The sequence below is a fragment of the Streptomyces sp. NBC_00727 genome (assembly GCF_045161745.1).
Classification (GTDB): Bacteria; Actinomycetota; Actinomycetes; order Streptomycetales; family Streptomycetaceae; genus Streptomyces.
Genome location: NZ_CP108981.1, coordinates 803,116 through 818,708, shown reverse-complemented (window position 1 = coordinate 818,708; position 15,593 = coordinate 803,116). Strand labels below are relative to the sequence as shown.

11 protein-coding genes and 3 pseudogenes are annotated in these 15,593 nt (G+C 71.0%); 9 read left to right on the top strand and 5 right to left on the bottom strand.

What is annotated here, in order from left to right:
• Positions 1-22: 22 nt before the first annotated feature.
• Positions 23-748 carry an L-ribulose-5-phosphate 4-epimerase AraD gene (gene araD / locus OG242_RS03455; protein ID WP_405901496.1) on the top strand — a complete coding sequence of 242 codons (726 nt, stop codon included), beginning with the start codon at positions 23-25 and terminating at the stop codon, positions 746-748.
• 148 nt (positions 749-896) lie between these two features.
• On the opposite strand, the gene OG242_RS03450 is transcribed toward araD, so the two are convergent.
• Entirely contained in the window at positions 897-1,997 is a 1,101-nt protein-coding gene (locus tag OG242_RS03450) for a LacI family DNA-binding transcriptional regulator (RefSeq protein ID WP_405896733.1), read from the bottom strand.
• Positions 1,998-2,260: 263 nt separating this feature from the next.
• Between OG242_RS03450 and OG242_RS03445 the strand changes: the two genes are divergently transcribed.
• The 5 genes and pseudogenes from OG242_RS03445 to OG242_RS03425 all read left to right on the top strand — a co-directional run.
• A complete protein-coding gene (locus tag OG242_RS03445; RefSeq protein ID WP_405901495.1) occupies positions 2,261-3,211 on the top strand; it encodes an ABC transporter substrate-binding protein in 951 nt (316 codons plus the stop codon).
• Between the two features lie 68 nt (positions 3,212-3,279).
• Entirely contained in the window at positions 3,280-4,827 is a 1,548-nt protein-coding gene (locus OG242_RS03440; protein WP_405896732.1) for a sugar ABC transporter ATP-binding protein, read from the top strand.
• Entirely contained in the window at positions 4,824-5,831 is a 1,008-nt protein-coding gene (locus OG242_RS03435; RefSeq protein WP_405896731.1) for an ABC transporter permease, read from the top strand. The genes OG242_RS03440 and OG242_RS03435 overlap by 4 nt, the downstream gene beginning before the upstream one ends.
• On the top strand, positions 5,828-6,811 hold the full coding sequence (yjfF, locus tag OG242_RS03430; protein ID WP_405896730.1) for a galactofuranose ABC transporter, permease protein YjfF: 984 nt from the start codon (positions 5,828-5,830) through the stop codon (positions 6,809-6,811). The genes OG242_RS03435 and yjfF overlap by 4 nt, the downstream gene beginning before the upstream one ends.
• A 202-nt stretch (positions 6,812-7,013) precedes the next feature.
• Positions 7,014-8,120 (top strand): annotated as a pseudogene (locus OG242_RS03425) (beta-L-arabinofuranosidase domain-containing protein); the annotation flags it as partial.
• Between the two features lie 136 nt (positions 8,121-8,256).
• Here the strand turns inward: OG242_RS03425 and OG242_RS03420 are convergent.
• Positions 8,257-9,228, bottom strand: a complete 972-nt coding sequence (locus OG242_RS03420) for an alpha/beta hydrolase (RefSeq protein ID WP_405896729.1) — start codon at positions 9,226-9,228, stop codon at positions 8,257-8,259.
• Between the two features lie 173 nt (positions 9,229-9,401).
• Here OG242_RS03420 and OG242_RS03415 point away from each other — a divergent pair.
• The 3 genes and pseudogenes from OG242_RS03415 to OG242_RS03405 all read left to right on the top strand — a co-directional run.
• A pseudogene (locus OG242_RS03415) lies at positions 9,402-9,866 on the top strand (type 1 glutamine amidotransferase domain-containing protein); the annotation flags it as partial.
• Positions 9,850-10,236, top strand: a pseudogene (locus OG242_RS03410) (NAD-dependent epimerase); the annotation flags it as partial. The pseudogenes OG242_RS03415 and OG242_RS03410, both read left to right, overlap by 17 nt.
• Positions 10,237-10,344: 108 nt before the next feature.
• Positions 10,345-11,145 (top strand): SAM-dependent methyltransferase, encoded by an 801-nt coding sequence (locus OG242_RS03405; protein ID WP_405896728.1) that lies wholly within the window; start codon positions 10,345-10,347, stop codon positions 11,143-11,145.
• Between the two features lie 77 nt (positions 11,146-11,222).
• Here the strand turns inward: OG242_RS03405 and OG242_RS03400 are convergent, their stop codons facing one another.
• From OG242_RS03400 to OG242_RS03390, 3 genes are all read right to left on the bottom strand, one after another.
• Positions 11,223-13,601 carry a glycoside hydrolase family 65 protein gene (locus OG242_RS03400; protein ID WP_405896727.1) on the bottom strand — a complete coding sequence of 793 codons (2,379 nt, stop codon included), beginning with the start codon at positions 13,599-13,601 and terminating at the stop codon, positions 11,223-11,225.
• Positions 13,598-14,338 (bottom strand): beta-phosphoglucomutase family hydrolase, encoded by a 741-nt coding sequence (locus OG242_RS03395; protein WP_405896726.1) that lies wholly within the window; start codon positions 14,336-14,338, stop codon positions 13,598-13,600. Before OG242_RS03395 ends, OG242_RS03400 begins: the two co-directional genes overlap by 4 nt.
• Before the next feature lie 92 nt (positions 14,339-14,430).
• Entirely contained in the window at positions 14,431-15,564 is a 1,134-nt protein-coding gene (locus OG242_RS03390) for a ricin-type beta-trefoil lectin domain protein (protein ID WP_405896725.1), read from the bottom strand.
• Between the last annotated feature and the right edge of the window lie 29 nt (positions 15,565-15,593).

Here is a 15,593-nt window from a genome sequence, read left to right as displayed (position 1 = left end):
CGCCGCCGACGCCCACACCAGGATGGAGCCCACCGTGGCCGGGACCGTATCGAAAGAGCTGCGCCGGGAAGTGCTCGAAGCCAACCTCCGCATTCCCCGGGCCGGGCTCGCCACCCTCACCTGGGGCAACGTGAGTGGCGTCGACCGGGAGGCCGGCGTCTTCGTCATCAAGCCGTCGGGGGTCTCCTACGACGCGCTGGGCCCCGACGACCTCGTCGTCGTCTCACTGGCGGACGGGGGCGTCGTGGAGGGCCGGCTGCGCCCGTCCACCGACACCGAGACCCATCGCAGCCTCTACCTGGCCTTCCCCTCGATCGGCGGGGTGACCCACACCCACTCCACCCACGCCGTCGCCTTCGCGCAGGCCCGGCGCCCGATACCGGTGCTCGGCACGACCCACGCCGACACCTTCAACGGGCCCGTCCCCGTCACCGCCGCCCTCACGCCCGAGCAGTGCGCCAAGGACTACGAGTACAACACCGGGCAGGTCGTCGTGGACCTCCTGGAGCGCGACGACACCCGGGCCAGGGAGGTGCCCGGCGCCCTGGTCGCCCACCACGGCCCCTTCACCTGGGGCTCCGACGCCACCAAGTCCCTGGAGCACGCCATCGTCTGCGAGGCGGTGGCCGAGATGGCCCTGCACACCATCGCCCTGGGCGCGGTCGAACCCCCGCAGCACGTGCTGGACCGCCATTTCACCCGTAAGCACGGCCCGGACGCCTACTACGGCAACCCCGGAGCCGCGTAGAGCCACCGCGTGACCGGTGCCCGGGCCCCGCACGCCGTGTGCGGGGCCCGGGCACCGGTCATCGCACGGCTTCGCACGTGGCGCCGGCCGCGAACTCAGCCGTCCCGTGGTCGCGGACGAGCCGCGCCGTCGGTGCCGGTGGCCCGGGTCAGTGGCCGAGGGGTGCCCGCACGCTATCGCGCCGGACGAGCTCGGGGGTGATGACGGGCTGGGCGCCCTTCGTCTCGGCGCCGTTCATCAGGCCGAGCAGGAGGTCGAGCGTGGTGGTGGCCACCGCACCGAAGTCCTGGCGCACGGTCGTCAGCGGCGGCGAGTAGTACGCCGACTCCGGCACGTCGTCGAACCCGACGATGCTGACCTGCTCCGGGACCGAACGCCCCCGCTCGGTCATGGCCCGCAGGGCGCCGAGGGCCTGGTGGTCGTTGGCGGCGAACACCGCGGTGACGTCGGGCATGCGCGCCAGCATCTGCCCCGCGCGGTACCCGGAAGCGGCGGACCAGTCGCCCGTGCTGATCGGCGGCACCTCCGCGCGGGCCTCCTGCAGCGCCCGGCGCCACCCGCGGATGCGGCCGGCCGCGTCGAACCAGTCCGGCGGGCCGGAGATGTGCCACACCGTCTCGTGCCCCGCCTCCAGCAGGTGCTTCGTGGCCTGGTAGGCGCCGTGCTCCTGGTCGACGGCCACCATCGGGGCGCCGCGCTCGGGGTCGCCGTCGATCGTGACGAGAGGGACCTCGGCGGGCACCCCGGCCAGCGCCTGGTCCGCCGAGGCCGTGGGCGCGATGACCACGATCCCGGCCACCCGCTCGTCGCGGTGGCGTTCGACGGCGGCGGTGATCGAGGCCGGGCCCAGCTCGGGCACCCGGTGCACGCTCACCGCGAAGCCCTGGCGGGCGGCGGCGATCTCGAACGCGGCCAGGAGCGAGGAGGGGCCGTAAAGCGTGGAGTTCTGGGCGATCACGCCGATCAGCTGGGACCGCCCGGTCACCAGGGCGCGCGCCGCGCGGTTGGGCCGGTAGCCCAGCTCCTTGACGGCGGCGAGCACCCTCAGCCGGGTCTGTTCGCGCACGTTGGGGTGGCTGTTGAGCACCCGGGACACCGTCTGATGGGACACGCCCGCGAGCCGCGCGACATCGGTCATCGCGGGCTCCCGCACCACTGGACTCGTCGCCGTGGCGTCCTCCACACCCATCTCCTCCTGACGGTGACCGCCCTGCTCCGGCTGCCGGCCGGAGCAAAGGGTGATCCGCATTGAACATTCAATCTACGCCCCGGCCAAGGTACGGCCCCGAAGTGCGTGGCCACCGCACTGCCCCACCCCGCGCAGACGAATAGTGAGCGCTAACACTGCCGTCCACAACAAGTCCGCCCCGATGCCGAATTGTGGTTTCCCCAGGGGTTGACGCCACAAATGTTAGCGCTCACTGTTGACGCCCGTGGCCCCGATCACACGAGGTCGGTGGCAGGGACGCACGGTTCACGATGGAGGACGACGCTGTGTTCAAGAAAATTGCCATGGTCGGCTGCGCCCTGGCGCTGGCCACGCTGACGGCCTGCGGGAGCGGCGACGGCGGCGGGTCCAAGGGGTCCGGCGGCGACAAGCTGGTCATGGGCTTCGCCCAGGTGGGCGCGGAGAGCGGCTGGCGTACCGCCAACACCAAGTCGGTGCGCGAGTCCGCCAAGAGCGCCGGCATCGAGCTGAAGTTCTCCGACGCGCAGCAGAAGCAGGAGAACCAGATCAAGGCCATCCGCTCCTACATCCAGCAGAAGGTCGACGTGATCGCCTTCAGCCCGGTCGTGGAGACCGGCTGGGACGCCGTCCTGCTGGAGGCCAAGCGCGCGAAGATCCCGGTGATCCTCACGGACCGGGCCGTCGACTCCTCGGACACCTCCCTGTACAAGACGTTCCTCGGCTCCGACTTCGTCGAGGAGGGCCGCAAGGCCGGCAAGTGGCTGACCGAGAACGCCAACGGCCCGGCCAAGGTCGCGGAGATCCAGGGCACCACCGGCGCCGCCCCGGCCATCGACCGGCAGAAGGGCTTCAAGGAGGCCACCGCCGGCAAGTCCGACATCAAGGTCGTGGCCTCGCAGAGCGGTGACTTCACCCGGGCGGGCGGCAAGCAGGTCATGGAGGCGCTGCTGAAGTCGCACCCCGACATCAACGTCGTGTACGCCCACAACGACGACATGGGCCTCGGCGCCATCGAAGCGATCAAGGCCGCGGGCAAGAAGCCCGGCACCGACATCAAGATCATCACGGTGGACGCGGTCAAGGCCGGCATGCAGGCCCTGGCGGACGGCGAGATCAACTACATCGTCGAGTGCAACCCGCTGCTCGGCGACCAGCTGATGGACCTGGCGAAGAAGGTCGTCAAGGGCGAGGAGGTCCCGGAGCGCGTGGTCACCGAGGAGACCGCCTTCACCTCGGAGCAGGCGGCCAAGGTCCTCAAGGACCGGAAGTACTGACAGGCGCCGCGGCCCCGCCACCGGGACGGGTGGCGGGGCCGCTCCCTCCCTTGACGAAAGCACGGGTCATGACCGATTCCTCAGCGGCCGGCGCCAGTCCGGTCGTCGACATGCGCGGCATCACCGTCGAGTTCGCCGGCATCAAGGCGCTCGCGGGCGTCGATTTCCGCCTGTTCCCCGGTGAAGTGCACGCCCTCATGGGTGAGAACGGCGCGGGCAAGTCCACGCTGATCAAGGCCCTCACCGGGGTCTACCGGCCCACGGCCGGCACCATCCGGCTGGAGGACTCGCCGGTCGAGTTCACCACCCCCGGCCAGGCGCAGGACGCCGGGATCAGCACCGTCTACCAGGAGGTCAACCTCTGCCCGAACCTGTCGGTGGCCGAGAACATCCTGCTCGGCCACGAACCGCGCAGGCTGGGTGCCATCGACGGCAGGGCCATGCGGGCCCGCGCCGCGGAACTCCTGGCCCGGATCGGTCTGACCATCGACCCGGCCTCCGTACTGAACAGCCACTCCATCGCCGTGCAGCAACTGGTGGCGATCGCCCGGGCGCTGGTGGTGGACGCCCGGGTACTGGTCCTGGACGAGCCGACCTCCAGCCTCGACAGCGACGAGGTCGAGGAGCTGTTCCGCATCGTGCGCGTCCTGCGCGACGAAGGCGTGGCGATCCTGTTCGTCTCGCACTTCCTCGACCAGGTCTACGAACTGTCGGACCGGATGACCGTGCTGCGCAACGGCACGCTCGTGGGGGAGTACCTGCCCCAGGACCTCGACCGCATGGGCCTCGTGTCGGCGATGCTGGGCCGCGAACTCGGTGTCCTCTCCGAGGTCGAGCGCCGCTCGGAGCAGCGGGCACCGGGCAGCGCCCCGGTCCTGGCCGCCCGCGGGCTCGGCCGGACCGGCGCGATCGAGCCGTTCGACCTGGAGATCCACGAGGGCGAGGTCGTCGGCCTCGCCGGCCTGCTGGGGTCCGGCCGGACCGAGCTCGCCCGGCTGCTGTGCGGCGCCGACCGCGCCGACAAGGGCACGCTCTGCGTCGACGGGGAGACGGTCCGGCCCCGGGGACCGCGCTCGCTCATCGCCAAGGGCGTCGCCTTCTGCTCAGAGGACCGCAAGGCCGAGGGCGTCGTCGCCGACCTGAGCGTCCGCGACAACCTGATCCTCGCCACCCAGGCGTCCCGGGGCTGGGCGCGGCCGGTGCCCCGCCGCACCGCCGAGGCGATGGTGGCCGAGTACATCGAACGGCTGGACATCCGCCCCGCCGACCCCGACGCCGTGATGGGCAACCTGTCGGGCGGCAACCAGCAGAAGGTCCTGCTGGCCCGGTGGCTGGTGACCCGGCCCCGGCTCCTCATCCTCGACGAGCCGACCCGCGGCATCGACGTCGGCGCCAAGGCACAGATTCAGAAAGTGGTCGCCGAACTGGCGGCCGAGGGCATGGCGGTGCTGTTCATCTCCGCCGAACTGGAGGAGGTGGTACGGGTGTCCGACCGGGTCGTGGTCCTGCGGGACCGGCACAAGGTGGCCGAACTGTCCGGCGGCGACGTCTCCGTGGACTCCGTCATGTCGGCCATCGCGGCCGACGCCCACAGCGGAGTGGCGGTGGCCTCGTGATCCGCGGACGTCTGCTCTGGCCGCTGACAGCACTCGCCGGCCTCCTCCTGCTCAACGTCGTCTTCACGCACTCCTTCCTGGCACTGCGCATCCAGGACGGCCACCTGTACGGAAGCCTCGTCGACATCCTGCGCAACGGCGCCCCGACCATGCTCATCGCGGTGGGCATGACCCTGGTGATCGCCACCCGCGGCATCGACCTGTCCGTGGGCGCGGTCGCCGCCATCGCCGGGGCCATCGGCTGCACCTGGATCGCCGACGGCGGGGACGTGCCGACCGCGGTGCTCCTCGCCCTGGCCGTGTGCGTGCTGCTCGGGCTGTGGAACGGCTTCCTGGTCTCCGTACTCGGCATCCAGCCGATCATCGCGACCCTCGTCCTGATGACGGCCGGACGTGGTGGCGCGATGCTGCTCACCGAGGGCCAGATCGTCACCGTCGACAGCTCCGCGTACCGGCAGATCGGCGCGGGCTTCCTCGTCCTGCCGATCGCCATCCTGATCAGCCTCGTGGTCCTCGGCGGGGTCGCCCTGCTGACCCGCCGCACCGCCCTCGGGATGCTGGTCGAAGCGGTGGGCGCCAACCCCGAGGCCAGCAAGCTGGCCGGAGTGCGCTCCCGCACGATCACCTGGACCGTGTACGTGTTCGCGGCGTTCTGCGCGGGCGTGGCCGGCCTGATGATCAGCTCCAACGTCAGCGCCGCGGACGCCAACAACGCGGGTCTGTGGATCGAGATGGACGCCATCCTGGCGGTCGTGATCGGCGGCACTTCGCTCGCCGGCGGCCGCTACTCGCTGGGCGGGACCCTCGTCGGCGCGCTCGTGATCCAGACCCTGACCACCACCGTCTACACCATCGGCGTACCGACCAACGTGACCCTGCTGTTCAAGGCGGTCGTGGTGATCACCGTGTGCCTGCTGCAGTCACCGCGCATGGCGCGGATCATCGGCGGCCGGCGCAAGACCCCCGTTACCGCACCCCGATCCCAGAAGGTGGCCGCAGGATGAGCACATCGGCCCTCGCGTCCGTACGACTGCGCCTTCCCCAGCGTTTCCTGCCCGTCGTCGCGACCCTCGTGGTGTTCGCGGTGACCTTCGGGGCCGGCTCGGTGCGCTACCAGGACTTCGCCTCCGGTCAGGTGGTGGCGAACCTCTTCATCGACAACGCCTTCCTCATCGTGCTCGCCGTGGGCATGACCTTCGTCATCCTCACCGGTGGCATCGACCTCTCCGTGGGCGCCGTCGCCGCGCTGTCCACCATGATCGCCGCGTCCACCCTCCGGGCCGGCTGGCCGCCCCTGCTGTCCGTACTCGCCGTCCTCGTCGCGGGAACGGTCCTCGGCCTGCTGATGGGCCTGGTCATCCACTACTTCGACGTGCAGCCGTTCATCGTCACCCTGGCGGGGATGTTCCTGGCCCGGGGGCTGTGCTTCCTCATCAGCGTCGAGTCGGTGTCCATCAAAGACACGACCTTCCGCGACTTCGCCACCGGCACGATCGAGCTGCCCGGGGACGTCACGGTCACCTACAGCGTGCTCGTCGCCCTGGCCGTGGTGGCCGCGGCGGTGTACGTCCTCCACCTCACCCGCTTCGGCCGCACGGTGTACGCGGTCGGCGGCAGCGAGACCTCGGCGCGGCTGATGGGGCTGCCCACCACGAGGGCCAAGGTGGGCGTCTACGCGGTGAGCGGCTTCTGCTCGGCCCTGGGCGGCCTGCTGTTCGCGCTGTACATGCTCTCCGGCTACGGCCTGCACGCGGTCGGCATGGAGCTGGACGTCATCGCCGCCGTCGTGATCGGCGGAACCCTGCTGGCGGGCGGGGTCGGCTATGTGGCCGGCTCGATGGCGGGCGTGCTGGTCCTCGGCACCGTACAGGCGCTGATCTCCTTCGAGGGCACCCTCAGCTCCTGGTGGACCAAGATCGTCATCGGCGCCCTGCTGCTGGCCTTCATCGTCCTCCAGCGCGTCATCGTGCGGCAGCCCCGGTAGCCCGCCCCACGCGCACGCCCGTCCGTGAACACCGAGGAACAGCGCATCCGCCCCACCGGACTCTCACCCGACGAGCGAGACGAGGAGCGCACACCCATGAGCCCGGCACTCTCCCGGCGCACCCTGCTGCAAGCCGCGGTGTTCACGGCGGCCGCACCCGCCATCGGTATCTCCCTCCCGACGCCTGCGGCCGCCGCACCCCTTCACCGACGCCTCGGGCCGCGCCCTGCACGCCACCCTCCGCCGCACCTGGGGCGCCCCCAGCCCCCCGGGCTTCCTCGCCGCCCATCCGGAAACGCAGTTCATCGAGCTGGAATCGATGACGACCGGCAACTACACCAAGGTGTGGGCGCCGTACTACACCGCACACAAGATCCTGCGCGGCCTGCTCGACGCCCACCTCGCCACCGGCGACGCACGCGCACTCGACCTCGCGTCCGGGCTCTGCGACTGGATGCACTCCCGGCTCTCCGCACTGCCGGCGGCGACCCTGCAACGCATGTGGGGCATCTTCTCCAGCGGGGAGTTCGGCGGCATTGTCGAGGCGATCGTGGATGTGCACGCCCTCACCGGGAAGGCCGAACACCTGTCGCTGGCCAGGCTGTTCGACCTGGACCGGCTCATCGACGCCTGCGCCGCCAACACCGACATACTCGACGGCCTGCACGCCAACCAGCACATCCCGATCTTCACCGGCTACGCCCGGCTGTACGACGCCACCGGCCAGGACCGCTACCTCACGGCCGCGAAGAACGTCTGGGACATGGTGATCCCGCACCGCATGTACGGCATCGGCGGCACGAGCCAGGACGAGTTCTGGAAGGCCCGCGACGCCATCGCCGGAACCATCAGTGCCACGACCGCCGAGACCTGTTGCGCGTACAACCTGCTCAAGCTCAGCCGCACCCTGTTCTTCCACGACGAGAACCCGAAGTACATGGACTACTACGAGCGCGCTCTGTACAACCAGATCCTGGGCTCGAAGCAGGACCGCGCCGACGCCGAGAAGCCGCTCGTCACGCATCTGATCGGCCTGACGCCCGGTCATGTCCGGGACTACACACCCAAGCAGGGCACGACCTGCTGCGAGGGCACCGGAAGCGCGGACTCGGGCGTCGCCAACCCGGCCCGCGCGGACGGCACCACGCTGCTGGACGAGATCTGGTCGGCCGCGCCGTTCGCCTCCAAGTACGCCTTGGTGAACCGGGTCCGGACGACGGTGGACAGCTGGGTCTCCGCGGGCCTGCTGCCGCGGGCGGACGGCCAGAAGGCCCTGGCCACCGCCCAGAGCGCGTCGTACGTGGCCTGAGGCGCCTCGCGTCAGCGGGTGTCGGCCGCCGCTCCGAGCGCGGGGGAGACCGTGAACAGCGCGAGCGCGGGAAGATCCTGCTGCGCTACCACGACCTGGCTCCCACGAGACCTTGTCCGCTGACGCGGACGCGCTGTCAGTCCTTGAGCGCGGCGGCGAGGAAGTCCAAGGCGAGCTTGCGGGCCACGTTGGCGGCGCGGGTGTCGCGGAGGCTGTCCAGGAGCAGGAAGTCGTGGACCATGCCGGCGACGCGGACGGATGTGACGTCCACCCCCGCCTCGCGCAGCTTGTTGGCGTACTTCTCGCCCTCGTCCCGCAGGACGTCCGCCTCGTCGGTGATGACCAGCGTCCTGGGCAGGCCCTTCAGCTGGTCCAGGGAGGCTCGCAGCGGGGAGGCGTGGTGCTCGGCACGCTGGGCGGGATCGGTGGTGTACGCGTCCCAGAACCACTTCATGCCGTCGCGGGTGAGGTAGTAGCCCTCGGCGAACTGGTGGTACGACGGGGTGTCGAAGTCGGCGTCCGCCACCGGGTACAGCAGGCACTGGGCCCGGAGGCCGATGCCCCCGCGCTCCTTGTTCATCAGCGCGAAGACGGCGGACATGCAGCCCCCGACGGACTCGCCGGTCACGGCGATCCGCGAGGTGTCGAGCCCGTGCTCGGCGCCGTGCTCCAGAACCCATCGGCCCACGGCGTAGTTCTGCTCGACCTGCGTGGGGTACCTGGCCTCCGGGGCCCGGTCGTAGACGGGGAAGACGCCCGCCGCGCCGGCCCCGACCGCGAGTTCACGGAAGAGCCTGTCATGCGTCTTGTCGTCACCGAAGACCCAGCCCGCGCCGTGGATGTAGAACAGCACCGGCAGCGGCCCGGTGGTTCCCGCCGGGCGGATGAGCCGGGTACGGACCGTGCCCCACTCGCCCGCGTCGACGTCGACCCATTCCTCGTCCACCTCGGGGCGGGGCACGGACGTGTCGCTCTGCAGGCCGAGCAGGATGTCGCGGCCCTTCTCCGGAGGGACCTCGTAGATCCGCGGATGCGGGTCCGTGGCCTCGCACAGCTCCTTCGCGGCCGGTTCCAGATAGGGAGTGATCGGAGGAGGAAGGTCACTCATGTCCGCTCCATGTCATGGGCACCGGGTGCCCGGCTCGTACGGCTGTCCCGACCGCGGCCCATGGGCCCCCGAGTGGGCGTAGACGGCCCGAACCTCATCGTTCGCCCCCCTCCGGCCCTCCGCAACCGGGCTGGACCGGCCCAGGTCCCGATGTGCCCCGCGGCGCCGCCCGGACCCCGGCAGGCAAGGTCCCGACCCTGGATCGGCTGAGCACGTCCAGGACCGCCGGGCGCCCCTCCAGGCTCCGCGAGGTCGCCGCGTACCTGGAATCCATCCAGGGGGCGAGCTGAACAGCCCCCGCCCCCTGAGCGACATCGACCCCCCGGACGACCACGACGTCGTCCTCTGCCCCGGCGGCGGCATTCGCGGCAGGCGACGCGGACGGGGCGTGGCCGTTCGAGGGCTACCGGATGACGGGCCTGTCGAACCTGGAGGAGAAGTTCAACAGCTTCGGCCGCAGGGCCGTCCGGCTGCTGGAGGACCAACTCCGGGAGAGCGGTGCGAAGTGCTCCGAGGCCCGCCTGCCGCTGCTGTCGTACGTGGTCGTGGACCGCAACCTCTGCACAGGGCGGATCCCCCCGTCGTCCGGACGCCTCGCGGAACGCCTCGTCGCCGACGTCTCAGCGGCCGCTCGTACCCGTCGGCGCGCAGACGGCCCGCTCCCTCATCCGGACGCCGGACGCAAGCCGCGCCATGGCCCTGATCGGCAACACCCCTGACGCCTACGGCCAGACCTGGCACCTGCCGGTCGACCCGGACCGCCTCGCCTACGCCGATATGGTCGAGGTGGCCGGGGAGGTCACCGGCCGCCGGCTCCGGTACACGGTGCTGCCCGAGGCGCTCTTCCGGATCGGCGGGCGCTTCGTCGGCCAACTCGGCGAAGTCCAGGAGCTGTTGCCCCGCCATCGCGGCGACAACATCTTCGGCACAGCGAAGTTCGCGACCCGCTTCCCCGATTTCCCTGTCACCTCCTACCGCACGGGAATCACCGAGATCCTGGGCGCTTAAAGGGAGTTGCCCCACTTCGGGCTGGTGCGGATGTGGCCCGTGGGGAAACATTGGGCCCGCGTGGCACGGAGTCGCCCGTGCCACCGTCGTACGACGTGAAGAGGGCCGATGACTGACGGGCAGGGCAACCAGGTGGCGGTGGACGGAATCGACACGGGCACACCGCACTCGGCGCGCGTGTGGAACTACTGGCTGGGCGGCAAGGACAACTACGAGGTGGACCGCCGGCTCGGGGCCATGATGGAGGAGTCGTACCCCCAGATCATCGAGATAGCGCGCGCCTCCCGGGCGTTCCAGGCACGGGCCGTGCGCTATCTGGCAGCCGAGGCGGGCGTCCGGCAGTTCCTGGACCTCGGCACCGGCCTGCCGACGGCCAACGCCACCCACGAGGTCGCCCAGGGCGTCGAGCCGACGGCACGCATCGTGTACGTGGACAACGACCCGATCGTCCTCGCCCACGCCCGGGCCCTGCTCACGAGCCGGCCCGAGGGCGCCACGGACTACGTGCACGCGGACCTGCGGGACGCGGAGACGGTCCTGCGCGAGGCCGCACGCACCCTGGACCTCAGCCGCCCGGTGACCGTGATGCTGCTCTCGACGCTGGGACACGTGGCGGACGCGGACGACGCCGCGGCCCTCCTCCGCGGCTACCTGGACGCGCTGCCCGCCGGCAGCCATCTGATGCTGTGCGACACCATCGGGACCCCGGAGACCCGGGCCGCGTCCGACGAGTACGCCAGCGGCGGCGCCATGCCGTACACCTCACGGCCGAAGGAGATCGTCGCGACGTTCGCGGACGGGCTCGAACTGGTCGAGCCCGGCTTCGGCTCGATCAGCCTCTGGCGCCCCGAGGAGCCGCCCACCGGGGCCCCGGTCGACCAGTGGGGCTTCGTGGCCGCCAAGCGGTAGTTGCCCCGGCCCGGGGCGGCCGGGCCCCCAGGCCGCTCGTGCGGGCTGTCCGGGGAGCCCGGCCGATTACCCCCGTCTCAGCCCTGCCCGGGGCCCGGCCGGTCGGCGTCGCCCGGACGGCGGTGCAGTGGCTGTTCGGGCGTGGGCCGCCGCTCGGGCGGGGAGATCGCGAGGGTGACGGGCTCCTGACCGTTCACGTGCGCCTCCGTGCCGTGGTGGTGGATCGTCAGCGGTTCACCGATCAGAAGCGAGTACGTCGCCCTGTCGGGCCCGATCTCCACCTGGAGGCACCGGCCGCGGAACTGGAGCCGGAAGGCCAGGCGGCTGAACTTCTCGGGCAGCCGGGGCGCGAAGCGCAGGCTGTCGCCGTCCCGCCGGGTGCCGCCGAATCCGGCGACCAGCGCCATCCACGTACCGGCAAGCGAGGCGATGTGCAGTCCGTCGCGGGTGTTGTGTTCCAGATCGGCCAGGTCCATCAGCGCGGCCTCGGCGGTGTAGTCGTAGGCCAGCCGCAGATGCCCGGTCCGGGCGGCGACGACGGCCTGGCAGCACGCCGACAGGGAGGAGTCCCGTACGGTCAGCGGCTCGTAGTAGGCGAAGTTCGCGGCCAGCTGGTCGTCGTCGCAGTGGGTTTCGAACCAGCTGCCGCAGGTGTACATGGCCAGCACCAGATCGGACTGCTTGATCACCTGCTTGCGGTAGATGTCGAAGTAGGGGAAATGCAGCATCAGCGGGTACTGGTCGGCGCGTGTGTTCGCGAAATCCCAGCGCTGGTGGTGGGTGAAGCCGGCGTGCTGCTCGTGCACGCCGATCTCCTCGTTGTAGGGGATGTGCACGGCCTCGGCGGCATCCCTCCAGGCGGCGCTCTCCTCCTCGTTCACACCGAGGCGGGCCGCTTCCTCCGGGTGGCGTTCGCACACGTCGGCCGCGGCGAGGAGATTGGAGCGGGCCATGAGATTGGTGTACGTGTTGTCGTCCACGACGGCGCTGTACTCGTCCGGCCCCGTGATGCCGTCGATGTGGAACACACCGTGAGCGTCGTGATGGCCCAGGGAGCGCCACAGCCGCGCGGTTTCCACCAGGAGTTCCAGGGCGGTCTCGCGTTCGAAGGCGGTGTCGCCGGTCACCGCCGTGTGGCGCACCGAGGCGTGCGCGATGTCGGCGCCCACGTGAAAGGCGGCGGTCCCGGCCGGCCAGTACGCGGAGCCCTCCGAGCCGTCGATGGTCCGCCACGGGAACGCGGCACCGCGCAGCCCGAGCTGGGTGGCCCGGTCCCGGGCGGCGGGCAGGGTGGCCTGCCGCCAGCGCAGCGCCTCGGCGACCGCCTTGGGCTCGGTGTAGGAGAGGAGGGGCAGCACGAACATCTCGGTGTCCCAGAAGGCGTGGCCGTCGTACCCGGAACCGGTCAGCCCCTTGGCCGGGATCGCCCGTTGTTCGGCGCGGGCACCGGCCTGAAGCACATGGAAGAGGGCGAAGCGGACCGCCTGCTGGATCTCCTCGTCGCCGTGCACCTCGACGTCGGCACGGGCCCAGAAGTCATCGAGGTAGGCCCGTTGCTGGGCCACCAGTTCGTCCCAGCCGCCATGCGCGGCCGCAGCCAGTGCGGCCTCGACCTGATCGCTCATCGCGGGCCGGGACCGGGCCCCCGACCAGCCGTGGGCGACGGTCTTCTGTACCCGCAGCCGCTGTCCCGGGTCCAGGACGGAGGTGATGGTCAGGCGGGCGACATCCGTGTTGCTCTCGCTGCTGGTGGTGATCTCCCCGGGGGCGTCCACGACGTGGTCGGCGGCCACGGCGACCCTGAGGCCGCTGCGCCGGGTGCGGTGGACCAGACGCAGCCGCGACCCAACGGCCTGGTCCTCCTCCGGCTCCAGCGGGGACTGCAACGCCTTGGCCGTCCGCGGATCGCCGTCGGACGAGGGCAGACTCTCGTTGGTGACCAGCTCCGACTGGATGACCACCCTGGTCCGGCTGTCGACGGGCTCCACCTCGTACTGCACGGCGGCGATGGCGCGCTGGGTGAGGGAGACGAGGCGGGTGGAACGCACCCGGACGGTCGTACCCGCCGGGGAGGTCCACTCGCAGCTGCGCTCCAGCACACCGCGCCTGAAGTCCAGGGTGCGTTCGTGCTTGCCGAGCCGCCCGTAGCGAAGGTCGAAGGGCTCGTCGTCCACCAGCAGCCGCAGCAGCTTTCCGTTGGTGACGTTGATGACGGTCTGGCCCGATTCGGGGTAGCCGTAACCCGCCTCGGCATAGGGCAGCGGGTGCAGTTCGTACACCCCGTTGAGGTAGCTGCCGGGCAGGCCGTGCGGTTCGCCCTCGTCGAGGTTGCCGCGCCAGCCGACATGTCCGTTGGACAGGGCGAAGACGGATTCGCTCTGGGCCAGGAGATCGAGGTCGAGAGCCGTCTCGCGCACGCGCCAGGGCTCCACGGTGTACGTCCGGTTGGTGATCACTCGCTGCCTCCGAGTTCGGCGAGGTCCTTGACGACACGGTCGGCGCCATGGGCGTACAGCGCGTCGGTCTGCCCCACGCGGTCGACGCCGACGACGAAGCCGAAGTGCCCGGACCTGCCCGCGTCCATGCCGGCCAGCGCGTCCTCGAAGACGGCGGCCCGGGACGGCTCCACGCCGAGGTCCCGGGCGGCGGCCAGGAAGGTGTCGGGGTGCGGTTTGCCCGGCAGTTTCCGTTCTCTGGCCACCACGCCGTCGATCCGTACGTCGAACAGCTGCTCGGCGGCGATGGAGCGCAGCACGTCGCGGGTGTTGGCGCTGGACGAGACGATCGCGGTGGCGAGCCCGGCGGCACGGACCGCGTCGATGTAGCGCAGCGTGCCCTCGTACGGCTCCACACCGTCGGTACGGATCTTCTCCAGCAGGAGCTCGTTCTTGCGGTTGCCGACACCGTTGACGCTCCGCGTGTCCGGTGGGTCGTCGGGGGTGCCCTCCGGCAGTTCGATGTCCCGGGAGGCCAGGAAAGAGCGGACGCCGTCGGCCCGGGGGCGGCCGTCGACGTACTGGTCGTAGTCGGAGTCGGTGAAGGGGCGGAAGTCCGCTCCGTCACGCTCGCGCAGGAAGGCGTCGAAGGTCGCCTTCCAGGCGGCGGCGTGCACCACCGCCGTCCTGGTGACCACCCCGTCGAGATCGAAGAGACAGGCCTGGAGGCCTTCGGGAAGTCCGAGCTGTGTCGTCATGATCCCACAGTTCCCCGCCGGGGCGGGTCCGATCGGATGACACGCTGTGAGGTGCGCCGCCTACCCGCCCGGACCCGAGGCCGGCGGTGGACTCACCGCCTGCTCCACTTCTGGTTGTCCTGGCCGTTGCAGTCCCAGAGCTGGAGGCGGGCGCCGCCGCCGGTCTGCGCGTTCTTCACGTCCACGCACTTGTTGGCCTGCGGGTTCACCAGGTCGTGGTCGGCGCTCAGCACGAACTGCTGGGCCGGGTTTCCGCTGCACCACGCGATCTGGATCACCGCGCCGTTGTCGTGCGAGCCCCAGGCCACATCCATGCAGAGGCCCATCGAGCGGATGGTGCCGTCCGGGCGGAAGTCCCATTTCTGCCAGTTCTTGCCGGTGCAGTTGGCTATCTGGAGGGGGGAGCCGTCCGCGCCCTTGTGGGCCACCATCTCGATACAGCGGTTGGAGGCGTGGCCGAAGAGCGTGGTGCCGGGCGCCGCGGTCACCGTGGTGGTGACGGCGGGCTTCGGGGCCGTCTTCTTCTTCGGCTTCTGCGGCTTCTGCGGCGTCTTCGACGGCTCCGGGTTCTTCGGTGCCTCCTGCGTGCTCCTCGGCACCGCCGGGCCCCCCGCCACGGCGCCCGTCTTCGGCTTGTGCTTCCCGTCGTCCTCCTTGCCCTTGCTCGCGGACGGCGACGGAGACGGCGACGAAGGGGCCGGGTCGGCCGATCCGTAGACGCCCGGCTCCGCGCCGTTGCCCGAGTTGTTCAGCACCGTGCCCGCGTCGGCCACCCGGTCCGCCGATCCGCCGTTCCCCGGCCCCGATCTGTCCAGCGCCCCCGACACCAGGAACGGCACCCCGATCAGCAGTGCCCCCGCGATGGCCGCACCGGCCAGCAGGCCCCGGGACGGGCGGCCGGAGGGACGGGAGGCCGCGGATTTGCCGCCGTCGCCCACGTGGGTCTGGGGCTCGGCCTCCGCCTCGGCCTCCGCCGTGGCCGTGGCCGTCGGGTCGGCGTCCGGAGCCGCCTGCGCGGCCGCCGCGTGCGGTACCTCCGGTGAGGGCGTGCTCTCCGGGGTGGACGTGCTCTCCGGGGCGGCCGGCTCCGGCTCCGCGGTCTTCGCCGGTTCCGGAGACGCCGCTGCTGCCGGCGCCTCCGGAACCGACATCTCCGGCTCCGGTGTGGTCGGCGTCGCCGACTCGGCCGGCGTGGCCTGGTGGTGCGGTTCGTTCGTGCCGGACATGGTCTTCCTTTCGGGGCGGTGGTGCGGGG